The organism is Arcticibacter tournemirensis (assembly GCF_006716645.1).
Lineage (GTDB): Bacteria > Bacteroidota > Bacteroidia > Sphingobacteriales > Sphingobacteriaceae > Arcticibacter > Arcticibacter tournemirensis.
Genome location: NZ_VFPL01000001.1, coordinates 2,033,072 through 2,051,919, shown reverse-complemented (window position 1 = coordinate 2,051,919; position 18,848 = coordinate 2,033,072). Strand labels below are relative to the sequence as shown.

The window sequence follows — 18,848 nt, the reverse complement described above, 5'->3', positions numbered from 1 at the left end:
TTTTCGTACCCAGGGCCGGAGTATCCCATAGTCTTTATTTATCTGATTTATAATACTTTATATAAAAATGTTGAAACGCTGGCTTAAACATTTGTTCATGTGTTAGTCGAGTTCATCTGGCGCTGAATCTATATCAATATCCAGCAACTCAGTTATTCTTCTGTCCATCTCAATTAAAGTAGCTTCCTTGCTTGATCCATCTATTCTCGATAAAATTATCGCCTGATGTTCCTTAATAACTTCCACCGTTGCTTTCATTTTCATGAACTCTACCAGCCAATATGATTCGAAACCTGTTACTTTTCTCTTTGCCATACTTATGCTATTGAAAATCCTAGTTTAGATGCTTCAGAAATGAGAGTTCTCAGGAGATCTGGAAAATTTTTGTAATAATCATCCTGATTGCCGACTATGGTAAATGATGTGGTGATCCCCTTCTGTTTGCTTGCGTATTCCGGAGCTGGTTCTTCTGCTATCCACCTGCCTTTTCCGTCTTCCTTTAGCGCAGCTAAATATTCCTTAACAAAATCGTAGTCAAGTATTTCCGATGCGCGTGTTATTTGCTGAAGCGAGATGTCGTTACGCTTGAAAAAGTACTGCAAATTCCGGTCGGTAATACCGAACTTATCAGCAAAAGCAACAAAGGTCATCCCCTTTTCTTCAATCTTTCTTCTAATTGCGTCCCCAATTACATAATCCATTTCACAAAAAACCGGAATTTTTTTCTATTGATAATGAGAGCATTACGTCGAATATTAAGATAAACATAGTCGTTTATTTGTATTAATAGATAATAACATCTATAATTGTTTAAGAAAACGACGGGACAAAAAAAGGACAAATTCGGGACTAATCAAATCACATTAATGTGTCATGCTAAGTAAAAGAGAACTCACCGCCCTAAAAAAGCAACTGCCAGAAGGCGGTTATCAAAAAATTTCAGAGCGATTAGGCAATGTTTCAGCAGAATCAGTAAAAAAAGCATTTAACGATCCAAAGCGCTATAAACGCGATATCTTCTTTGTAGCACTCGAAATAATACAGGAAGAAAAGGAAGCCGATGAAGCGCTGAAGAATAAAGCGAAGGAGGTTCTGGCATGAAGCTCATTCACATAAACCATTCTATTCCTGCTGCCCTGGTAACGAAAGCCGTCGAGTTTTTTATTGACGACGAAGAGGTTAAATGCTTATGCATGGGTATGGTTTATAGTTTTAATGAGTTTCCATCGTGGATCTTGTCTATCGTTAAAAAAGACATGCGTAGAAATAAGGACGCTGTCAATGCACTGGTTCAATGGGGCATAATTGACGAAATGGAACAAATCCGCTATTATATAGCTCTACGCTACGGAGCATTCGATAACGCCGCAGATATCGACGAAAATGGATTTATTCAAGCTCCGGAGTATGTGATTTCAGGCAAAGAACTTCTGACGCCATTAAAGGAACTCCTGTCAGACCGAATCCGTTTGCCTTACGGACGTCTTACCCGACGTGAAATGCAGGTTTTGAAGGAAATAGGCCTCGGATTGCTGGATAAGGAAATATGCAGTAAGCTTTCAATAAGCCAACAAACCCTGCGGAATCATAAGGATAAAATTTCACGTAAGGCAGGCATTGAGCGGAAAACGTCTATTGGCATTCTTGCTTATAAACTGAATATGGTTGACCTAAAAAGCGCATAAATAAAAAGGCCCCTACGGCAAATAGAGGCCCCTCAAAAATAAATTTTGATAGTTAATGATTCAAGAAGCTAAACGACCAGATGCGGTAAATGTTTTACCGGCTGCGTCAAAAACCATTACTCCGATGCAATTTGTGGCTTTGCTTCGCACTATCTGTGAAGAAAGGCACCAGCGTTACACATCTTTTCGCGAGTACGCTAAGAACATTGATGAAAAGCTCACACACATTGAGATCATCAGGGCTGAACTGGCTATCGCATGCGCTGAACTGAACTGGCGCGAAAAGCTGAAAACGTGTCTCAAAACCGAGAACTTCTTTAAAAGCATCGCGCCACGCACTTCAGCGGAGGCCTTCAACAACTTTAATCAGAAAATCGACGCTTGTATGTCTGCATGTCGCGAAGCTATCGGATGGAGGGCTCAGTCATGAACATTAACGAGGAAGTGGTAGACGAAATGCTCGCTGATATAGCGCGGATCGACAGGGAAATCAGCCTGATGGCTATTATGCAACAGAGCTATTCCAATTTTTGGGGTTGGATGGTCGCGATCAACAAAAAGGTACTTCACCTAAAGCTCGAAAAGGAGGCTATTAACGAAATGCTCGAAGCGGAATACGATGAGCTCGACATTGACGACATTCTGCCACAACTAACATAAAGACTTTCACCGGCAAGATTAACATAGCAGCGCTGGGGAGCGCTGGAGTTTGGAAAAGGGAACCCGGTACCGGTGCCGGGGAATTTAAGGGCAAGCCGACGGGCTCTAATCGTCGTTCTTTTTATTACTCGAATCAGTCCGCAGGGAGCGTGGCGGGCTGATTTTTAAAAATGGCAGGTTGGCGGAATTGGTAGACGCAGCAGAGTAATTCTGAATTGGGATAGTGTGGGGCTGATGGGCACGGTACATATAGTTAGTATGATCGCTGTGCGGCCCTGTTATCCGTCAAAACTTCTGGTAGAGATACCAGAGCCTCAGAAGCCGAGGATAAACTCATTCAGTGATGGACCATCGAGCCGGTTCGAATCCGGCACCTGCCACAACATCGAGCAGAGCTAATTGCAAATGATGATCAAGGCCGAAACGTAGATGAGGCCGAATGTACACGACTCGCGTGACCAGCGCCGAAGGTGACAGCCCGGAAAGTACGGGCATTTTTTACCGAATCGAAATAGTTCGAGATATAAAACACTTTAAAATTATGGATGATATAAAGATTCCTTCCGTCGGACGAATAGTCCATTACTTTCCCGTCAATGATGTTACATGCTCTGCAAACAACGCTACAGTCGTTCCTGCAATTATTGTTCAGAACTGGGGCGGTTTGGTTTCAAACATTTCCGTTTTCCCTGCGAATCCGGACAGTACTAATGTGTTTCGCCTTTCGGTACAACACAAGTCTCAAGTGCCTAAGGATACTGAAGGGAATCCGCTGGGTAGGTATTGGGATTGGCCTGAAATAAAGTAAAAACCATGTGCCCCGTCAGGGGCACTTAATTCTAAAACAATGAAAATCAAAAACTCATCATTTATAGGTTTATTAATTACACTGGTAGGCGGACTTGCTCTGTCAGTTATTTCATTATCAGGAGGTTGTTATTTTATTCACATCATCTACAATGAAGTAGCCCCTAAGCTACACTTTCCGGAGCTTGAATACCTGGATATGTTCTGGATACTCCTGATGATACTGTTAATTCGTCTCTTCACAAAACCGACCTCCAACGACTAATTAAAAATACTATGGACAAACCGATTCTTTACATCGCCGGAAAAGTATCAGGTCTCCCCGACCTGAATAAGCCGAAGTTTGAGGCGGCGACCAGGGAGCTTCGCGCACGTGGCTTTTACGTGAAGAACCCGCATGAGGTCTGCCACGGGCGGAAGCCGGACGACTGGATCGGCTGCATGCGCGAATGCATCAAAGTGCTTATGGATTGCGATGTCGTTATTCTGCTCGACGACTACAAAGACAGCATCGGCGCGACGCTCGAATTTACGATCGCAAGCGCTTTGCAAATTCGCTGCGTGCTTTACGAGGCTTTCATAAATGAACTTAACTCTAAAATCGAAAAGTAATGGTTTGGAACGAAAACGACTGGAATCACGACGGAACGCCGGTAAAAGACGAGGACCTCGAAAGGCCGACTACTCCTCTGATAAAAGATGAGGACGACTTGACATCTGGTGAAACATGGCTTCTACATTCGTACTGGATGACTGGCATGTTCTTCTTACTAACAATAATTTACTTCTGCTGCAACTAACATGAAACACTTTAACGGACCTCACCCCCGCATTAAATGCCCCGTTTGCAAAAGCGAACAAACCGGAATACTAAAGCAGTACCCTAACGGAATCCTTTACGTTGAATGCTGCCTATCCTCATGCAAGCATATTATAATGGACAAAGGAATCGAAGATATAACGGTTGGGCAGGTAACAACAGAACAATCATATCGCCATGACTAAAGACGAAATTGAAAAGAACACGATGTACGGCACACTATTTAGCGCCGACACATTTGCCGAGTACGCCGAGGCTCTCGGTACCATATTCGGCGAGCAGGGAAAGAACTACGAGCGGAACGCCTGCTCCGCTGCAACGAAAGCTGCCGTTAAACTTCGAAATGCCATCGACCGCACCTTAACCGCTGGACTGGCTCCTGAACAAAAGGAACTCGTGAGGGAAGCAATCGAGCATAATAAAGACCAGGTTTACGAATTCTTCACGCTCAGCGCAGAGCATCAGTCTCGCGTAACCGGACTGATTAAAAAGCTGAAACGCGATGAGGCTAAAATGCAATTAGTGAGAGAGGAGGCTGCGGCATGAATACAGTGAAGGGTAAAAAACTTGAATTCGGCAATGATGAACAAATCAAGTTTCTACAAAAACACCGTGCTTACGAAAAGCAGATGATTAACGGACTAGTCGATTTTGAGCACGAGCGGACAAACCTCTCCGATGCCAACATAGACTGCCAATTTATATGCGCAGAGTGTGGTACTGAGATTCGGACTTCTATATACTGTACTGTAGAATATCGGCAGCTGTCTGGATTCATGTTGCAACCGGAGGAATCTACTAAAGTAAAATGTGTCAACTGTTTATGCACTTACCAGATTTACGACGGGCAAATATGGTTGATCCACAATCCGAAGTATCCTGAAAAAACTACTAACAGAAAAAGTGAGGAGGTAGAACTATGATCGCTCAAAAATCAATCGACGAACTTTCGGAGGTGATCGACATTGTGAAAGTCGCTCATCATATTAATATCGACCTTAAGAAACGCGGCTCCGGTTATACGGCCTGCTGCCCTTTTCATGAAGAGAACACGCCCAGCTTTCACATAAATCCTGTGAAGCAGATATTTAAGTGCTTCGGCTGCGGTGCTGGCGGGGATGCGATTAAGCTGGTGATGGATAAGGAACATCTTGACTATCCGGATACTGTACGGAAGCTGGCCGACTTGTTTAATGTGACGCTGGAAGAGATTCAGGCGAACGAAGAGGACAAAGAGATTAAGGAGAAAAAGCTTAGTCTTTACGACATGAACCGAGGCGCTGCGGCACACTACCAGAAGCAGCTGCTCTTTCATCTGAATAATCCAGACTCTTCTCATTGGGCGGTTGAGGAATTGGTGGAGAAACGGATGCTGAGCAAGGATTCTATTGTCGAGTTTCAGCTGGGTTTCGCCCCTGATAATGCGTCTTTTCTTTCCTCGAAGATGATCGCTGCGGGACTGTATCAAATGGCGAACGACTTAGGGTTGTGCAAAACGAAGGAGGAGCAGGTTACAGACATGTTTGTGAACAGGATCATGTTTCCGATACATAACGAGCGCGGGCAGATTGTAGGTTTCGGAGGCCGGAAGCAGGAAGATGGCAATAAGATGAATCCGAAGTACATCAACAGCAAAGCGTCGATGATATACCGGAAGGAGGAGGTTTTGTACGGTCTTTACCAGGCTAAACAGAGCATCCGGAAAGAGAATTGCGCGATCATTACCGAAGGTTACTACGATGTTATTACCCTCCATCAGGCAGGCATGACGAATACCGTTGCGCCCTGCGGTACCGCGATCACCGAAAGTCACGCTAAGAAGCTGAAACGGCTGTGTTCGTCGGTAATCCTCCTGTGCGACGGCGACGAAGCAGGATGGAAAGCAAACCTGCGCGCTATAGATATCCTCACTATTGCCGGACTTCGCGTCGAGGTGTGCGAGCTTCCGGAAGGCCAGGACCCTGATACGTTTACGAGGGCGCTGGAAGTTGATGTTTGGGACGAGCAGAAGGTTGGGGAGGTAGCGGCATGATAAACGCGCAATATTTCCTGCACGCTGAAGGGGGCGGTTTCAGACCGCAGATAGTAGCTAAGCCTGAAGAAATTGAATTCCTCATAATTGACTTGTTTTGCGGCGCCGGGGGAACGACTACAGGCTTTGACATGGCGAAGCTTAAAGGTCACAAATGTGCGCTTGTTATTGCTTGCGTAAATCACGATGCTAAAGCTATCCGTTCACACTGGGAGAATCATCCGGAGGTCGTGCATTTTGAGGAGGATATCAGGACGCTTGATTTATCGCCACTTTCGGCGCTTCTCATTAAATACAGGATTATATACCCGAATGCAAAGGTTATACTGTGGGGATCACTCGAATGCACCAACTTTAGTAAAGCTAAAGGCGGACAGCCGAGGGATGCAGATAGCCGCACACTTGCCGAGCATCTTCCGAGATACATAATTGCGCTGAACCCAGATTATGTGCAAATAGAGAACGTAGTTGAATTTATGAGCTGGGGGCCGCTTGACGAAAACGGTAAGCCGTTAAGCAAGCGATCCGGAGCTGACTGGATGAAATGGAGAGGATGGATCAACAGCCTGGGATATTACGACGAGTGGAGGGAAATGAACAGCGCTGATTACGGTGCTTACACTTCCCGTAACCGCCTCTTTGGCTGCTTCGCGAAACATGGCCTCCCTATCGTCTGGCCTGAACCAACGCACGCAAAGAAACCGGTTAAAGAGAGCTTGTTCGGTGACGGATTGAAAAAATGGAAAGCTGTTAAGGATGTACTGGACTTCGAGGATGAAGGGGAAAGCATTTTTACGAGAAAGAAGCCGTTATCTGACAAAACGCTCGAAAGGATATATGCGGGATTAATAAAGTACGTTGCCGGGGGGAAGGATCAGTTTTTACAGCAGATCTACGCATGCAGCAGTAACAGTGCAAATAATTACGAATTGAACCGTCCGGCGAGGACTATTACGACGCGCGATGCGACTGCTCTTGTATCAACGTCTTTTATCGCTAAGTACTACAGCGGAAAGCCTGAAGGTAAAGTTATCCCCGTTACTGGCCCGGCAGGATCTATTACATGCGTAGATGGACAGTCGATTGTTCAACCGAAGTTTATGGTACAAAGAAACTCAGGAGAACCCGAAAGCAAAGTTGTTTCGGTAGATGGTCCAGCAAGAACATTGACCGCAACAGGCGGGAATCAGGAAATTGTTCAAACTAAATTTATAATGAATTACCATCATTCAAGCGATGTTAATTCAATCGAAAATCCTTCTCCCACGTTAGTTACAAGAGATAAACTTGCAATTGTTAATCCTGCTTTTATAACAAAATACTACGGAAAAGGGAACAATATCAGCTCCGTAGACGATCCATCAGGAACTATCACGACAAAAGACCGGCTTACTAAAGTTCAGGCGGTATGGCTTGACAAAACCTACACAGGCAAAAACAATCATCAATCCATTGAGCAGCCTGCAGGGGTTGTAACAGTTAACGATCACCATCAGTTAGTACAAACATATTATATGCTTCAATACAACGGCGGACTGCCTGAAGCAAATGTCTTCGGCATAGACAGGCCAATGAGGACTATAACAGCAGGTCACGGAGCAAAACATAACGTCGTAAAGGTTGAGCCGTTTATAATGGACACGAACTACAGCAACGTAGGCAGTTCTATCAGCGAGCCGAAACGATCGTTGCTTGCAAGCCGCCGTCATTCATATATTATAAATCCTTCTCACGGGGGCTGTAATACATCAACTGATCAACCTTCACCGGTAATCGTTGCAAGGCAGGATAAAGCGCCGCTTTATTTAGCGCAGTGCGAAGAGGGCGAAGTAATATTCATTAATTGCCCCGGATTTCTTACATCCGAAGATATTGAATACCTGTATGCGATAGAGGCACTGCTTGAGGGAACTGAGGTAATGCTACCCGAAAAGTCCGTGCGGATTAAGATTATAGACTTCATGATCATGTATGGCATCGCAGATATAAAAATGCGAATGCTGAAGGTTGCTGAGTTGAAATTAATTCAAGGCTTTCCTGCTCATTACAAGCTTCACGGCAATCAGTCAGACCAAAAGAAATTTATCGGCAATTCCGTTGTTCCGCACGTCGTAACCGCATGGTGCGAAACGATGAGCGGACGAATCAGAGAAATAAGGAGGGCAGCATGACTACTGACATAATAACTAGAGCTTCAGAATCGCGGAAAAAGCAGATTGCTTTCAGCTATTTAGGGGGAAAATACTATCACCTTGATTGGCTGCTTCCTTTGCTGGAATGCGTGAACGCTTACTCATTTGTGGATCTATTCGCTGGTAGTTTTGCGGTTACATTGAATATACGGCCGCATCGTATTATGACCGCCAATGATATCAATGGGGAGGTAGTGAACTTCTTCATGGTTCTGAGGGATCAACCGGATGAACTGGTACATCTTTTACAGTTAACACCATACTCCCGAGAGGAATATAAAAATGCAAGAATCGATCTATCATTGCCGGACATAGAGCGGGCACGTCGGTTTTTTGTTCGCGCTATGCAAAGCAAGTTTTCTATGGGCGCTCAAAACCATAACAAAGGATGGGCGACTATTACCAGAGATTCACGGGCGAATCTTTCTGAGTATATAAGTAAAAACCTCAATAAGGTAAAAAACCTAAAGATGCTGGTGCAATCGCTTAAGCTCATCCAGATTGAGAACCGCGATTTCAGGAACGTAATAAAAAACTACGCATCGCCGAACACTCTGATCTATGCTGATCCTCCTTACCCGCATGAGAGCAGGACGAACGATAAAGACTACGCTTTTGAAATGAGTAATGAGGATCATTGCGAGCTATCCGCTGAGTTACATAATACCGACGCTTTTGTCGCGGTGAGCGGTTATGATTGCGAGCTGATGAATTCGCTTTACGGAGATTGGTTTTTACATAAAGCTCCAGTATCAAAACGGAATATCAGTAAATCGGACAGGCAGGAATGCCTCTGGACAAACTACAATCCCAAAACAGTGAACCGCTTAACACTTTTCTAATGCATCCTATTCAAACCTATATACAACAAAATAAGCAGGACGGCATCCTGTACAAGTCCAGCTACCTGCTTCGCAGGGCGGTTACGATCGGGAATTTATACAGCCGTCTGGCGCCGGATTTCTTCAGCCGGGGTAAAGACGATCCGATCGAGATAAGCCAGCGGATCGAGACGGTGTGCGGGCTGATCTCTCTGGTACCTGGCAACAGTTTCGCCATTACGAAGTATGCCGGCATGGTTGGCAAAGAGTTTAAGCTGAAGCCGGCCGACCTGATAAAGCGGATTAACAAGATTATCGACGAACGGGAAGATGCTGAGGAAGGGCAGGAACTTGATGAGAATGAAACAGCATTGCCGAAGTGGGTTGATGCGGAGAAGCTGTATGAGCAGGGTTTCGATTGCAGGGTCGACGGGCCGAATACGGGCATCTACTTCCACAAGGGAAACAACTACCTCGTAAAGTATACAAATTTCACGATGCGCCCGCTGATCCACGTGTATGCTCAGAATGATCTTGACAACCGGCGACTTACGGAAGTAGATAACGGCTTTAAAAAGGTTGTTCTTCAGCTTCCTACAAAGGCTTTCATCAGCGCAGAGGTGTTCGAAACTATACTCGGCAACGAAGGGAACTTTATCACGATCGACGGATTTTCGAAATCTCATTTGAACCGCCTGAAAGCGGCCTTTATGAAGGAGTATCCAACTTGCTACGAGCTGAAAACGTTAGGATGGCAACCTGAAGGTTTCTTCGCTTTCAGTAATAAGATTGTGAACCTGAAAACGGATGATAGCCGCGGCGAGCTGGTTGATTTTAACGAGTACGGCTATGCCGATGTGAACGGCACGAACTTCCTGAGCATGAGCGCAAGTTCGATACAAAAGGAGGTTCGGGCGGAAGATGACATTTATGAGAACGACCGGTACCTGAGCTATTACAATCCTTCGGTTTCGTTTTCAGAGTGGGCACGTCTTATGTCGGCGGTGTACGATAAGTCCGGATGGATGGGCGTTGCGTATGCGCTGGTGAGCCTCTTCAGGGATGTGGTGTTTAAGGTTGATAACTTCTGCCCTCTTCTATACGCTTACGGCGCTGTTCAGGCTGGGAAGAGTAAATATGCGGAATCGGTTTCAAACCTCTTCTTCCACGAAATGCCAGCGTTTAACCTTAACCAGGGTACCGACTTCGCGTTCTTCAGCAGGCTGGAACGCTTTCGCAACTGTCCGGTAGTTTTTAACGAGTTCGATGAGAATGCGATTAAGGAGGAATGGTTCAGGGCGCTGAAAGCGGCGTTCGACGGTGAAGGAAGGGAAAAGGGCCGCGGACAGAAGGATAAAACCAAAACGCAGAAGATTAACTGCACGGTGGTGATTGTGGGTCAGTACCTCAGCAGCAAGGATGATAATGCGGTAACAACGAGGTGTATTCTGGAGGCGTTCCGAGAAAACAATAACCGTACTGAATCGCAGATAGCAAACTACGAGCGATTGAAGGAGTTTGAAAAGCAGGGTTTAGGCGGTGTGCTGGTCGAACTGCTTTGGCACCGGCAGTTTATCGCGACGAAATATCCGGAGGTGTTTGGCGAAACGTGCAAGGAAATGACAAAGAGCATTTCGGATGAGGGTGTTACGGTGAAGGCACGCATCCTGCGAAACTACTGCACGACGCTGACAATGGTGAAGCTGCTGAACGATAAGATTGCTTTCCCTTTTAGCCTCGACGACTTTTTCGGCTACTGCAAAGAGAAGATCATGGCGCTGAGCAGTCACATCAGCGAAAGCGATAGTCTCGCCTCCTTCTGGAAGATGGTTGAGTTCCTGCTTGATCAGGAGGTGCTGTTCGAAGGTTGCGAGTTTAAGATCGAGACAAAGAGCGACGTGTCGATCATGGTCGACCGTAAAAAAGCGGAGGTTAAGAAATTTGAGGAGCCTAAGCGCCTGCTATTCCTGAGGTTGGATGCTGTTCATCCGCTGTACATGGAGCATATCCGCAGGCAGGGAAAGAACGGGATTAATAAGGAAACGATCCAAACGTACATGAAGGATCAGCCCTATTTTATCGGCACGAATAAGGGCAGCAGCTTCCGAACGTCGAAGGGAAAGACCTCGGTTACCAGCTCGTATGTGTTCGATTACGACATGATCGATGTGAACCTGGTGCGGATCAGCGCCGACCTGAGCGAAGAGCGCACGATCGTTGGTGTGGTGAAGTACGACGCCAATATTCAGGAGGTTCTCGGGGTTCCGAAAGTTATGTTCGAAGTAGAGCAGGATTTGAGTTACGATACCGCCGAAGGGAAACGCGTGATCAAGGTGCTGAACATTAAATGTTTTGCTCCGGATCTGGACTTGCAAACGAGCCTGATTAAAGGCAGGCCGGTGACGGTTACGGGGAACTACCTGGAGCGCCAGTTCGGCGAAAAGACTTCCCGCAGCATCGAAGTAACAAAAGTGGAAATCAATAGCGCAGGTCCGTTTACCACGGCACCGCAGGAAGCGGCATTTTAAGAAATGGTCAATCCCTCGCTTAACTCGAAGTGGCAAGCCTATAAAGGCAAAGATCTGATCACTTACCAGGTTACAGCGATTTGGGGGAAAGGCTTCCTGGCTAAGTACAGGGTTGAGTCCTACGAGCTGACGCCGGTCGCTGGAGGTGATGTTCAGACGGTCGCTGCTGAAAAGATGAGGGAGTTGAAGTAGAAAAATAGAATCATTTGGGTTTCGGCCCAGTAATCAATAACTAAAATCAATTTATTATGAGTAAGTACTCTTTACTAAGCGTAGCTGTTCAGGGTGAACAGATGCGGAATGCGCAGAAGCTTTATTTTGAGCAGATCAGCAAGGCTAAGAAATCGAAGAATCCTGAAGATTTCGCCCAGGCTAAAAAGACGTTGGCAATGTCGAAGAACCTTGAACGGGTTTTTGATGATACGATTCTCGAAATTTCTAGAGGAGAATATAGTCTTTGTAGTACTTTATCCAGTGTATCCCTTGCTGTAGAGATAAAAGATGCGCTGTCAAAACTAAGTTTTCATGAAGAGGCTATTATAAAGCCATTGACTAATATCAGACACAATAACGGTAGGCAATACCAGGCAATACTAGAAGTTACATCTCTTAAAAGAGCATTCTTTTCTAAAAGAATATATGCAGATCATGTCTTTACCTCCCAAAACCTTTTAATCGAAGATTTTTAGCGATGAAAGAGATTCCTATTTTATTCAGCACGCCTATGGTGTTGGCTTTGCTGGATGGCAGAAAGACGATGACCAGAAGGACCAGAGGCCTTGAAGTAATTAACGAACGCGCCTGGGCATATGAGTATTCCAATGACGATAAAGCTGTATTATTAGGGGATGACAATCAAAGGAAAAAAGTAATATTTCGTAATTACTATCCGCAAGAAATAGACCTTTTATTCAAAACTGCTACATGTCCGTATGGTAATCAGGGCGACCTATTGTGGGTTCGTGAAAACTTTCAGCCATTAGGATGGACGGATTCGGACGATTCAGAGTTCATCATTAAATACAAAGCGGATGCAAGCGAAAGGAGGGGTTATTTTGAGGATACAGAAAGGGAAGAAAAGTACATTAAATGGGTTTTTGATGAAATGGAGAAAAAGCATATAAAGCTGAATAATGATGGAAGCTGGAAGGGTAAGAAGTGTCCTTTAAAAAATCGGCCTGCGATTCATATGTTCAAAGATTTTTCCCGAATCTGGCTGCAGGTAAAAAGTATCAGGGTTGAAAGACTGAATAGAATATCAATGGATGATGCAAGAGCTGAGGGGATCGATATTATTGAATTGGTAGACGGATTTACTCCTGGATATAAAGACTACCTGAATCCGAAAGGCTTTTTCTTATTCCCTCATCATTCGTTCTTCAGCCTATGGCAGTCGATCAACGGAGCTGAAAGTCTTGATGCTAATCATTTCGTATGGGTAGTTGAGTTTGAAGTTCTCAGCACTACCGGAAAGGCCGCTGCGCTGGCAAAGATGGAAAGGGGTGTAACGGCATGATTACTTTTATCGACTTTCACGCTGAAACGTTCGACGGACAAAAGTATGACGGACGTTTCGCAGCATCTTCAGAAAAGATGAGAGTCATTCGGGAAAAGGCCATGACCGAGGCAATCGAAGTGATTAAAGTTCAGAGACGAATGGAAGGATTGGGCGATATCGGGATCGCTAGCATCAGTATAATCAGAGTGGAAATAATAGAATTATAAAAATGGACCTAGAAGAATTCAAAAAACGCTGGATCGGCAGAAGAGTGCTGATAACAGGCAAGGATCACCCTCACGTAAATGAAGTTGGTGAGGTAAAGGATGTTGAGCATACTAGTGCAGGTTGGGCTATGGCGATCGAAGGAGAATATAATTCCTTCTACGTTTTCAATGGAAGGGATTTAAAACTTATTGATTAACAGAAAGGATCATAAAATGACTATAGGACAATTAAAAACAATCATTGCTGATCTTCCGGATCATATGGACGTGATGGTCGAGCAAACAAACGACGAATGCCGGTACGGAATGTCGGAAACAATAGAAGTTCGGCCGGTAACATTTGGAGGAGATGATATTCCTGAAGATGAAGAGGCGGTCGTTGACTGCCTGGTTATATCGGACGAATTTTAAAAGCATTGCCTCTATTCAACTACTCAAAGCCCCGTAACAGGGGCTTTTTTATTTTCGTTTAACGAAAAAACACCACGTTTGGCGAAAGTGCTCCAAACGCTCCAAAGCAAAAAGCCCATTTTTGCCCGTTTTTCGGCTTTGCTTTGGAACACTTCCTATTTGCTCCAAAGGACGTAAAACAAAAACCAGTTTCGAAAAAAAAGATAAAAACCGTGTTCTTGCCTGCTCTGGCGAAGGTAGCGAAATAAAAATGTGCATTTACGTGTCACTCTTCTGGAAATCAAAAAATGTGCTCCAAATGCTCCAAAGGCTCCAAAGGACATATTAATCATTGTTTATTTTATTTAAACTAAGATTTTACTCTAAAAAGCCCTTTGGAACACTTTGGAACAATTGGAGCGCTTTGGAGCGTTTGGAACACTTTTTCGCAAAATCGTTCGGCCAGAGAAGAATTTTAATTTTTTTTTCTTTATTCTGCTTATATTTAGTCTTTCCAAATCCCCCGTTTTTCCCTTCGTTGCGCATTGTATACATCATCAATGGACGCAAAAATATTACTACCGGTTAGGCCACACATTAAAAAGTATTTGGAGGTCCAGTTCGGAAAGCAACTGGCAGTTTCTTCACGAGGTTACATCCCTCACCTGCTTCGGCTGATGCTGGAGAAGCACGAAAAGATGGACCCTTCGAAGGTTCGCCCTTCTCAGCGAATGATTGATGATAAGAACTTTGTAGGCTACCCGATATACGTGGGTTCTTCGTTGCGCAAAACGAAAGGCTCCTTTATCAGCGAAAAGAATATTCTTGCGTTTAACGAGGACGTTGACGATCACCTGAAAGAAGAGATGTTCAGGTTTATCCATGCGCACCCGGGAAAGATCGACAGCGTGGTAGATTATAATATTATCCGCTTCCGTGACTTTTATGATATCAGCGAGGATGAGCTTTCGTTCGATGCCCTGAAGCGTTGGTATTACCGGAACCGTCAGCGAATCGATGAGCGGAAGCATGCGCCTGAGCCTTTCATCCCTCAGCTAATTCTCACATTTTAATCTCGATCATATGAACTTTCATGAAGGCGATAATATTGGCAGTATAGCTATATGTGAAATCGCATTTCCGTTTTCCTTTTCCTCTTTTAATCCTGCCGTACTGGCAATCGGGTATACCTGGTTGTCTCTTCCGCTCGATGACCAGTCTGGTTCACTCAACCTGAAGGTGTCGGACACTGACAACGGTCCGGTTTACACCTATAGCGGAGGCCTGAAGATCCACAACCTTCGGGAGTCGGTTGATAATACGTTATACCGCTACGTGGCAAGCGGCGCCGTGATGCGCATTACGGATATGAACGGGAGGATCTATATCATCGGCGCGCCAGACGAACCAGTTACCGTGTCGCTAAACGGCGGCACCGGCGAAAAGTTCGCTGATGAAAACCGGCAGCAGATGCAATTTAAAATAGATCAGGCTCATCCTGCCTATACCTCCTAGCCTGTCCTTTCGGAGGCTGTTTTCGTTGCTGATTTTTGGGCTTTAAGCACAAAGGCTCAATGTCAGTAACGAAGAAACCATTTTACTCAGTTGTTCATAATAAGGCCGAAAACAAGGGGGAGATATTCCTTTACGGCATTATCGGAGCCTCGATATGGGAGCAGGGAAATGACTCTAAGCAATTCGTTTTGGAGTTTAAAATCCTCGAACGGGAATTCAGCAGAATCGATATTCATATCAATTCCCCTGGTGGCTCGGTTTGGGATGGCCTCCCTATGTACAACGTGATCAGGTCGTCATCGGCTGACACGCATACCTATTGTGACGGCATCGCTTACTCGATGGGGTTCATGATCTTCCTGGCTGGCAAAACAAGTCATGCTGCAAAGGGATCGCTTCTAATGTGTCATAACGTTCTGGGCGGTGTATACGGCAATGCAAAAGATCTTCGAAGCGCTGCCAGTATGATGGATAAGCACGACGAAATACTTTGCGACCTTATTGTGTCGAAATCAGGAAAGGATAAAGATTTCGTAATGTCCAACTGGATGAACTTCGAGGATAACTTCTTCACTCCTACGGAAGCGAAAGACTCGGGACTGGTCGACGTGATCGAAGATTACGACGCTAAAGAGGTACCTAAAAACCTGAAGAACATCAGTCGCGATGAGTTGGTCGCTTTCTTCCAAAACTACAATTCAGAACCGTCTCAGTCCTTCCTTGACAAAGTAATCGAGGGAGTAAAGGACTTTTTTAACCCGCAAAACTCTAATACCGATATGGGATTAATCACCACAAACAAATTCAAAAGCCTGTCTGCGCTGGCTAAAGTAGCAGCTGCAGCCATTACCGCCGACCAGGTGAAAGCGGTAAATGACGAAATTGAAGCCGAAGGGATTTCAGGCGTTTCCTTTGTGCTGGATGCTGATATGCAGGAAACGATAGAAGCAGCTGCTAAGGTTGTAGGCCTCGAAGCTAGTATCAGCGCTAAGGATACCGAGATTCAGAACCTGAAGAACAAGATCACCGCTCACGAGGCAACCATCTCAGAGCAGAAAACAAAACTGGATGCTGCTGCCGAAAACCCTGATACCCCTCCTAAAGAGGAAGGCGACAAGACTGCTGGTGAAGGAAACAAAGATGATAAGGTTATTAAGACTCCGCAGGACCTCGAATACGAAAAGATTCAGGCACTTCAGAATATGATTCCTTAGATCATTTAGGTCCATTAAGAAGAATTAATTTAAACAGACGCTAAGTCACACACTTTAACGATGAAAGATAGATTTTTGAAAACGCAGATAGTTGTTGCGATGATTGCAATGCTATTTATGGCTGCTTTTATTTCAAACATTACGGGAATACCATTCCTGTTAATAGCCGGAGTATTTCTGGTCACCGGATTAATTAAAAGGCCTGATGGCGTTCTTAGAAACGACATTAACCCTGATGTAAGTAAGATACTTACGTATTTAGGGAAGGTAAAAGCGGGAGTATTTACCAAACTGGTTAACTCGATGGATATTATGAATGATATCACGATGGTGCCAAATGTTAAGAATGTCCTCACTCTAACGCAACTTACTATCCGGAACGGATTTAAGCCTTATACTGGGGTATTCCGTCCTGCGGCAAACGACATCGATTACGACCCCAGGCAGCTTGTTGTTGAGCAGATGCAAAGGGACTTAAGGATTGACCCGAGGAAATATCGCATCTCCTATTTTGCCGATCAGCGTGGAGCAGGTGAAGGATCAAAAAACAACAAAATACCGTTCGAACAGTATACAATCAAGTCGGTTTTAGAACACGACGCGGCAGAATTGAACGATAGAACAGCCTTTTTTGGTTTAGGTAAAGCTGCTTTCGCAGCATTCAATCCGGCAGTTCCTTATGCCGTAGGAGCCAAAATTAAAATCTCAAAAAACGATGAGATACAATATTTCATTGCAAAAGAGATCACACTCGCAGGAGAATCTCCTATTACGCATCCGGATAAATGGGAAGATGCGAATGATCTTGCCGTATGCAAAGGGTTAGGCACTCACTTCAAAGAGGCACGTGCAAACGATGAATTCCAAAGAGTGGTCTCGATCGCTGGTCTCGATGCTTACCCAGCATTTAAGAAGGTATTCAGGGCCTTGTCTCCAGCAAGAAAAGCTAAAGGCGCTAATCTTTACGCTCCGCTTAACCGAGTTGAGGAGCTTATGGACGACTTTGAAAACAAAGTTGGAAAGTACACTGAGAATGACGGCAGCGGCTTGATGTATCTAGCAAATACCGGAAGGAAGTGCCGAATTGTTCCTACAACCTGGCAGAATGGCTCGAACATGTTATTTGCAGGCGGTAAAGAAAACTTTTTAGGAGGAACTGACTTGCTTAGCGACCTCAACGAAGTAAATATCATTCCTGGCGTATATCACCTTGATATGGGTATTGCAGCCACTTTAGGCTTCAACTTCCAGGATCCGGATGATATGTCTATTAGCGACGAGGATTAATTAACGAGTGGGGCTTGTCCCCACTTAAGTCAAAATAATTTATTTCGATAAAAATGAAGAAAGAAGAAATTAAATCGCTGGAGGAGGCATTTGAATTTATAGCCGGTCAGGAGGCTACCATCGAAACGTTAACTGCTGAAAAGAAATGTGCTGAAGATATTGCAAAAGATGCAGTTGATCAGTTAAATGAAGCGATAAACGCCGGACCTAAGCAGTACGTAGTTGTCGTAGATAAGAAAAAAGTTAAGGTCAATTTCGGCGTTGAAGGTCTCAACAAAGAGCAGCTATCAAAGGACAAAAAACTGATATCTGCCCTAATAAAGAAGGGATCTTCGGCTGTAACAGTTATGGAGGACTAACATTATGCAGGATTATTCAAATATCACACCCCTGGCATTCGAATTTACCGACGGGTTAGAAAATGCATCAGGCATACAGGAGCAGGCGTATCTGATCCCTCTCAGCTTTATACAGACGGAAGCTAAACCTGTTACCAACGGTACTACTCCTGAAAGCCTGGTTGCGATTACGACCGACCACGTACTGAAGGCTGCGAAGGCACCTATCGAGGTTCAGCCGCTTTTTAATAAGTCTGGCTCAACCACGAAGCTATCTGGCGAGGAACTTTCGAAGATATTCGAAACGGATGTCGAGCTGATGATCCCCCAGGTAACGGCAAAGCTGATCGGAGGAGCTGCAGCGATTAAAAACACGCGTTTCATCTTGTTAATCCGCCGGATTGGTCAGACTACAGGTTTCTGGCAGATCGGGTGCAAAGCGATGCCGGCAAAGGTTCAGGATATCGCAGGAGGTTTCGGAGTAGGTCCTACTGCCGAAGTTGGATTAAAAATAACGTTAAAAGCTTTTGACGTCGTTCCGATGTACGACTATCAGGGCGAGTTACCAGCTCCAGCAGCACCGTAATGGAAAAGCTCAGTTTCGAATTAAGCCCGGAGATTCGGGGAAAGTTTGAAGTCGTAAATACGGAATCGCCTTTGCTTCATAGCAGGATAGGTGATATCGATTTCAGGCGGATAACACTCGATCAGGCCGAGCAGCTGGTGAAACTTAACAGCCGGTACATCCGTAAAATAGTCACCACTTCGAAAAAGAAAAGCACGAAATTTAGTTAAGGGATAATAGTTAATTGGTTTGATTCAGAGAGCTGTCCG

General features: G+C 44.9%; 28 protein-coding genes. 26 read left to right on the top strand and 2 right to left on the bottom strand.

Going from position 1 to position 18,848, the window contains the following annotated elements:
- Nucleotides 1-102: 102 nt before the first annotated feature.
- Together BDE36_RS08690 and BDE36_RS08685 are read right to left on the bottom strand one after the other, a co-directional pair.
- A complete protein-coding gene (locus BDE36_RS08690) occupies nt 103-315 on the bottom strand; it encodes a hypothetical protein (RefSeq protein WP_141814554.1) in 213 nt (70 codons plus the stop codon).
- A gap of 2 nt (nt 316-317) precedes the next feature.
- Nucleotides 318-701: a helix-turn-helix domain-containing protein gene (locus BDE36_RS08685; RefSeq protein ID WP_141814553.1), complete on the bottom strand. Its 384-nt coding sequence runs from the start codon at nt 699-701 to the stop codon at nt 318-320.
- A 172-nt stretch (nt 702-873) separates the two neighbouring features.
- On the opposite strand from BDE36_RS08685, the gene BDE36_RS08680 reads away from it, so the two are divergent.
- The 26 genes from BDE36_RS08680 to BDE36_RS08555 all read left to right on the top strand — a co-directional run bounded on the left by BDE36_RS08680 (nt 874) and on the right by BDE36_RS08555 (nt 18,809).
- On the top strand, nt 874-1,101 hold the full coding sequence (locus BDE36_RS08680) for a hypothetical protein (RefSeq protein WP_141814552.1): 228 nt from the start codon (nt 874-876) through the stop codon (nt 1,099-1,101).
- Nucleotides 1,098-1,685, top strand: a complete 588-nt coding sequence (locus tag BDE36_RS08675; protein ID WP_141814551.1) for a response regulator transcription factor — start codon at nt 1,098-1,100, stop codon at nt 1,683-1,685. The genes BDE36_RS08680 and BDE36_RS08675 overlap by 4 nt, the downstream gene beginning before the upstream one ends.
- A gap of 55 nt (nt 1,686-1,740) precedes the next feature.
- On the top strand, nt 1,741-2,115 hold the full coding sequence (locus BDE36_RS08670) for a hypothetical protein (RefSeq protein ID WP_141814550.1): 375 nt from the start codon (nt 1,741-1,743) through the stop codon (nt 2,113-2,115).
- On the top strand, nt 2,112-2,345 hold the full coding sequence (locus BDE36_RS08665) for a hypothetical protein (protein ID WP_141814549.1): 234 nt from the start codon (nt 2,112-2,114) through the stop codon (nt 2,343-2,345). Before BDE36_RS08670 ends, BDE36_RS08665 begins: the two co-directional genes overlap by 4 nt.
- A 541-nt stretch (nt 2,346-2,886) precedes the next feature.
- The gene (locus BDE36_RS08660) at nt 2,887-3,153 is read left to right on the top strand and encodes a hypothetical protein (protein WP_141814548.1); all 267 of its coding nucleotides are present in this window, start codon (nt 2,887-2,889) and stop codon (nt 3,151-3,153) included.
- 39 nt (nt 3,154-3,192) lie between these two features.
- The gene (locus tag BDE36_RS08655; RefSeq protein ID WP_141814547.1) at nt 3,193-3,417 is read left to right on the top strand and encodes a hypothetical protein; all 225 of its coding nucleotides are present in this window, start codon (nt 3,193-3,195) and stop codon (nt 3,415-3,417) included.
- Between the two features lie 11 nt (nt 3,418-3,428).
- Nucleotides 3,429-3,764 (top strand): DUF4406 domain-containing protein, encoded by a 336-nt coding sequence (locus tag BDE36_RS08650; RefSeq protein ID WP_141814546.1) that lies wholly within the window; start codon nt 3,429-3,431, stop codon nt 3,762-3,764.
- Nucleotides 3,764-3,952, top strand: a complete 189-nt coding sequence (locus BDE36_RS08645; RefSeq protein ID WP_141814545.1) for a hypothetical protein — start codon at nt 3,764-3,766, stop codon at nt 3,950-3,952. Before BDE36_RS08650 ends, BDE36_RS08645 begins: the two co-directional genes overlap by 1 nt.
- A 197-nt stretch (nt 3,953-4,149) precedes the next feature.
- The gene (locus BDE36_RS08640) at nt 4,150-4,518 is read left to right on the top strand and encodes a hypothetical protein (RefSeq protein WP_141814544.1); all 369 of its coding nucleotides are present in this window, start codon (nt 4,150-4,152) and stop codon (nt 4,516-4,518) included.
- Between the two features lie 373 nt (nt 4,519-4,891).
- Nucleotides 4,892-6,004 carry a DNA primase gene (dnaG, locus tag BDE36_RS08635; protein WP_141814543.1) on the top strand — a complete coding sequence of 371 codons (1,113 nt, stop codon included), beginning with the start codon at nt 4,892-4,894 and terminating at the stop codon, nt 6,002-6,004.
- Complete coding sequence (locus tag BDE36_RS08630; protein ID WP_141814542.1) at nt 5,968-8,175, top strand: DNA cytosine methyltransferase; 2,208 nt, start codon at nt 5,968-5,970, stop codon at nt 8,173-8,175. The genes dnaG and BDE36_RS08630 overlap by 37 nt, the downstream gene beginning before the upstream one ends.
- Nucleotides 8,172-9,038, top strand: coding sequence for a DNA adenine methylase (locus BDE36_RS08625; RefSeq protein WP_161987581.1), 867 nt, complete (start codon nt 8,172-8,174; stop codon nt 9,036-9,038). The genes BDE36_RS08630 and BDE36_RS08625 overlap by 4 nt, the downstream gene beginning before the upstream one ends.
- Nucleotides 9,038-11,545: a hypothetical protein gene (locus BDE36_RS08620; protein ID WP_141814540.1), complete on the top strand. Its 2,508-nt coding sequence runs from the start codon at nt 9,038-9,040 to the stop codon at nt 11,543-11,545. The genes BDE36_RS08625 and BDE36_RS08620 overlap by 1 nt, the downstream gene beginning before the upstream one ends.
- Nucleotides 11,546-11,548: 3 nt before the next feature.
- The gene (locus tag BDE36_RS08615) at nt 11,549-11,737 is read left to right on the top strand and encodes a hypothetical protein (protein ID WP_141814539.1); all 189 of its coding nucleotides are present in this window, start codon (nt 11,549-11,551) and stop codon (nt 11,735-11,737) included.
- A 56-nt stretch (nt 11,738-11,793) separates the two neighbouring features.
- Entirely contained in the window at nt 11,794-12,234 is a 441-nt protein-coding gene (locus BDE36_RS08610; protein ID WP_141814538.1) for a hypothetical protein, read from the top strand.
- A gap of 2 nt (nt 12,235-12,236) precedes the next feature.
- Nucleotides 12,237-13,061 carry a hypothetical protein gene (locus BDE36_RS08605; RefSeq protein WP_141814537.1) on the top strand — a complete coding sequence of 275 codons (825 nt, stop codon included), beginning with the start codon at nt 12,237-12,239 and terminating at the stop codon, nt 13,059-13,061.
- Complete coding sequence (locus tag BDE36_RS08600; RefSeq protein ID WP_141814536.1) at nt 13,058-13,270, top strand: hypothetical protein; 213 nt, start codon at nt 13,058-13,060, stop codon at nt 13,268-13,270. Before BDE36_RS08605 ends, BDE36_RS08600 begins: the two co-directional genes overlap by 4 nt.
- A gap of 2 nt (nt 13,271-13,272) precedes the next feature.
- The gene (locus BDE36_RS08595) at nt 13,273-13,467 is read left to right on the top strand and encodes a hypothetical protein (protein ID WP_141814535.1); all 195 of its coding nucleotides are present in this window, start codon (nt 13,273-13,275) and stop codon (nt 13,465-13,467) included.
- Nucleotides 13,468-13,483: 16 nt separating this feature from the next.
- Nucleotides 13,484-13,681 carry a hypothetical protein gene (locus tag BDE36_RS08590; protein ID WP_141814534.1) on the top strand — a complete coding sequence of 66 codons (198 nt, stop codon included), beginning with the start codon at nt 13,484-13,486 and terminating at the stop codon, nt 13,679-13,681.
- A 539-nt stretch (nt 13,682-14,220) separates the two neighbouring features.
- Complete coding sequence (locus BDE36_RS08585) at nt 14,221-14,733, top strand: hypothetical protein (RefSeq protein ID WP_141814533.1); 513 nt, start codon at nt 14,221-14,223, stop codon at nt 14,731-14,733.
- Nucleotides 14,734-14,743: 10 nt separating this feature from the next.
- A complete protein-coding gene (locus tag BDE36_RS08580; protein WP_141814532.1) occupies nt 14,744-15,175 on the top strand; it encodes a hypothetical protein in 432 nt (143 codons plus the stop codon).
- A 59-nt stretch (nt 15,176-15,234) separates the two neighbouring features.
- Nucleotides 15,235-16,389, top strand: a complete 1,155-nt coding sequence (locus tag BDE36_RS08575; protein WP_141814531.1) for a head maturation protease, ClpP-related — start codon at nt 15,235-15,237, stop codon at nt 16,387-16,389.
- Between the two features lie 60 nt (nt 16,390-16,449).
- Nucleotides 16,450-17,676 carry a hypothetical protein gene (locus BDE36_RS08570; RefSeq protein ID WP_141814530.1) on the top strand — a complete coding sequence of 409 codons (1,227 nt, stop codon included), beginning with the start codon at nt 16,450-16,452 and terminating at the stop codon, nt 17,674-17,676.
- 53 nt (nt 17,677-17,729) lie between these two features.
- Nucleotides 17,730-18,035 carry a hypothetical protein gene (locus tag BDE36_RS08565; protein ID WP_141814529.1) on the top strand — a complete coding sequence of 102 codons (306 nt, stop codon included), beginning with the start codon at nt 17,730-17,732 and terminating at the stop codon, nt 18,033-18,035.
- A 4-nt stretch (nt 18,036-18,039) separates the two neighbouring features.
- On the top strand, nt 18,040-18,600 hold the full coding sequence (locus tag BDE36_RS08560; protein WP_141814528.1) for a hypothetical protein: 561 nt from the start codon (nt 18,040-18,042) through the stop codon (nt 18,598-18,600).
- The gene (locus BDE36_RS08555; RefSeq protein WP_141814527.1) at nt 18,600-18,809 is read left to right on the top strand and encodes a hypothetical protein; all 210 of its coding nucleotides are present in this window, start codon (nt 18,600-18,602) and stop codon (nt 18,807-18,809) included. The genes BDE36_RS08560 and BDE36_RS08555 overlap by 1 nt, the downstream gene beginning before the upstream one ends.
- Nucleotides 18,810-18,848: the final 39 nt, after the last annotated feature.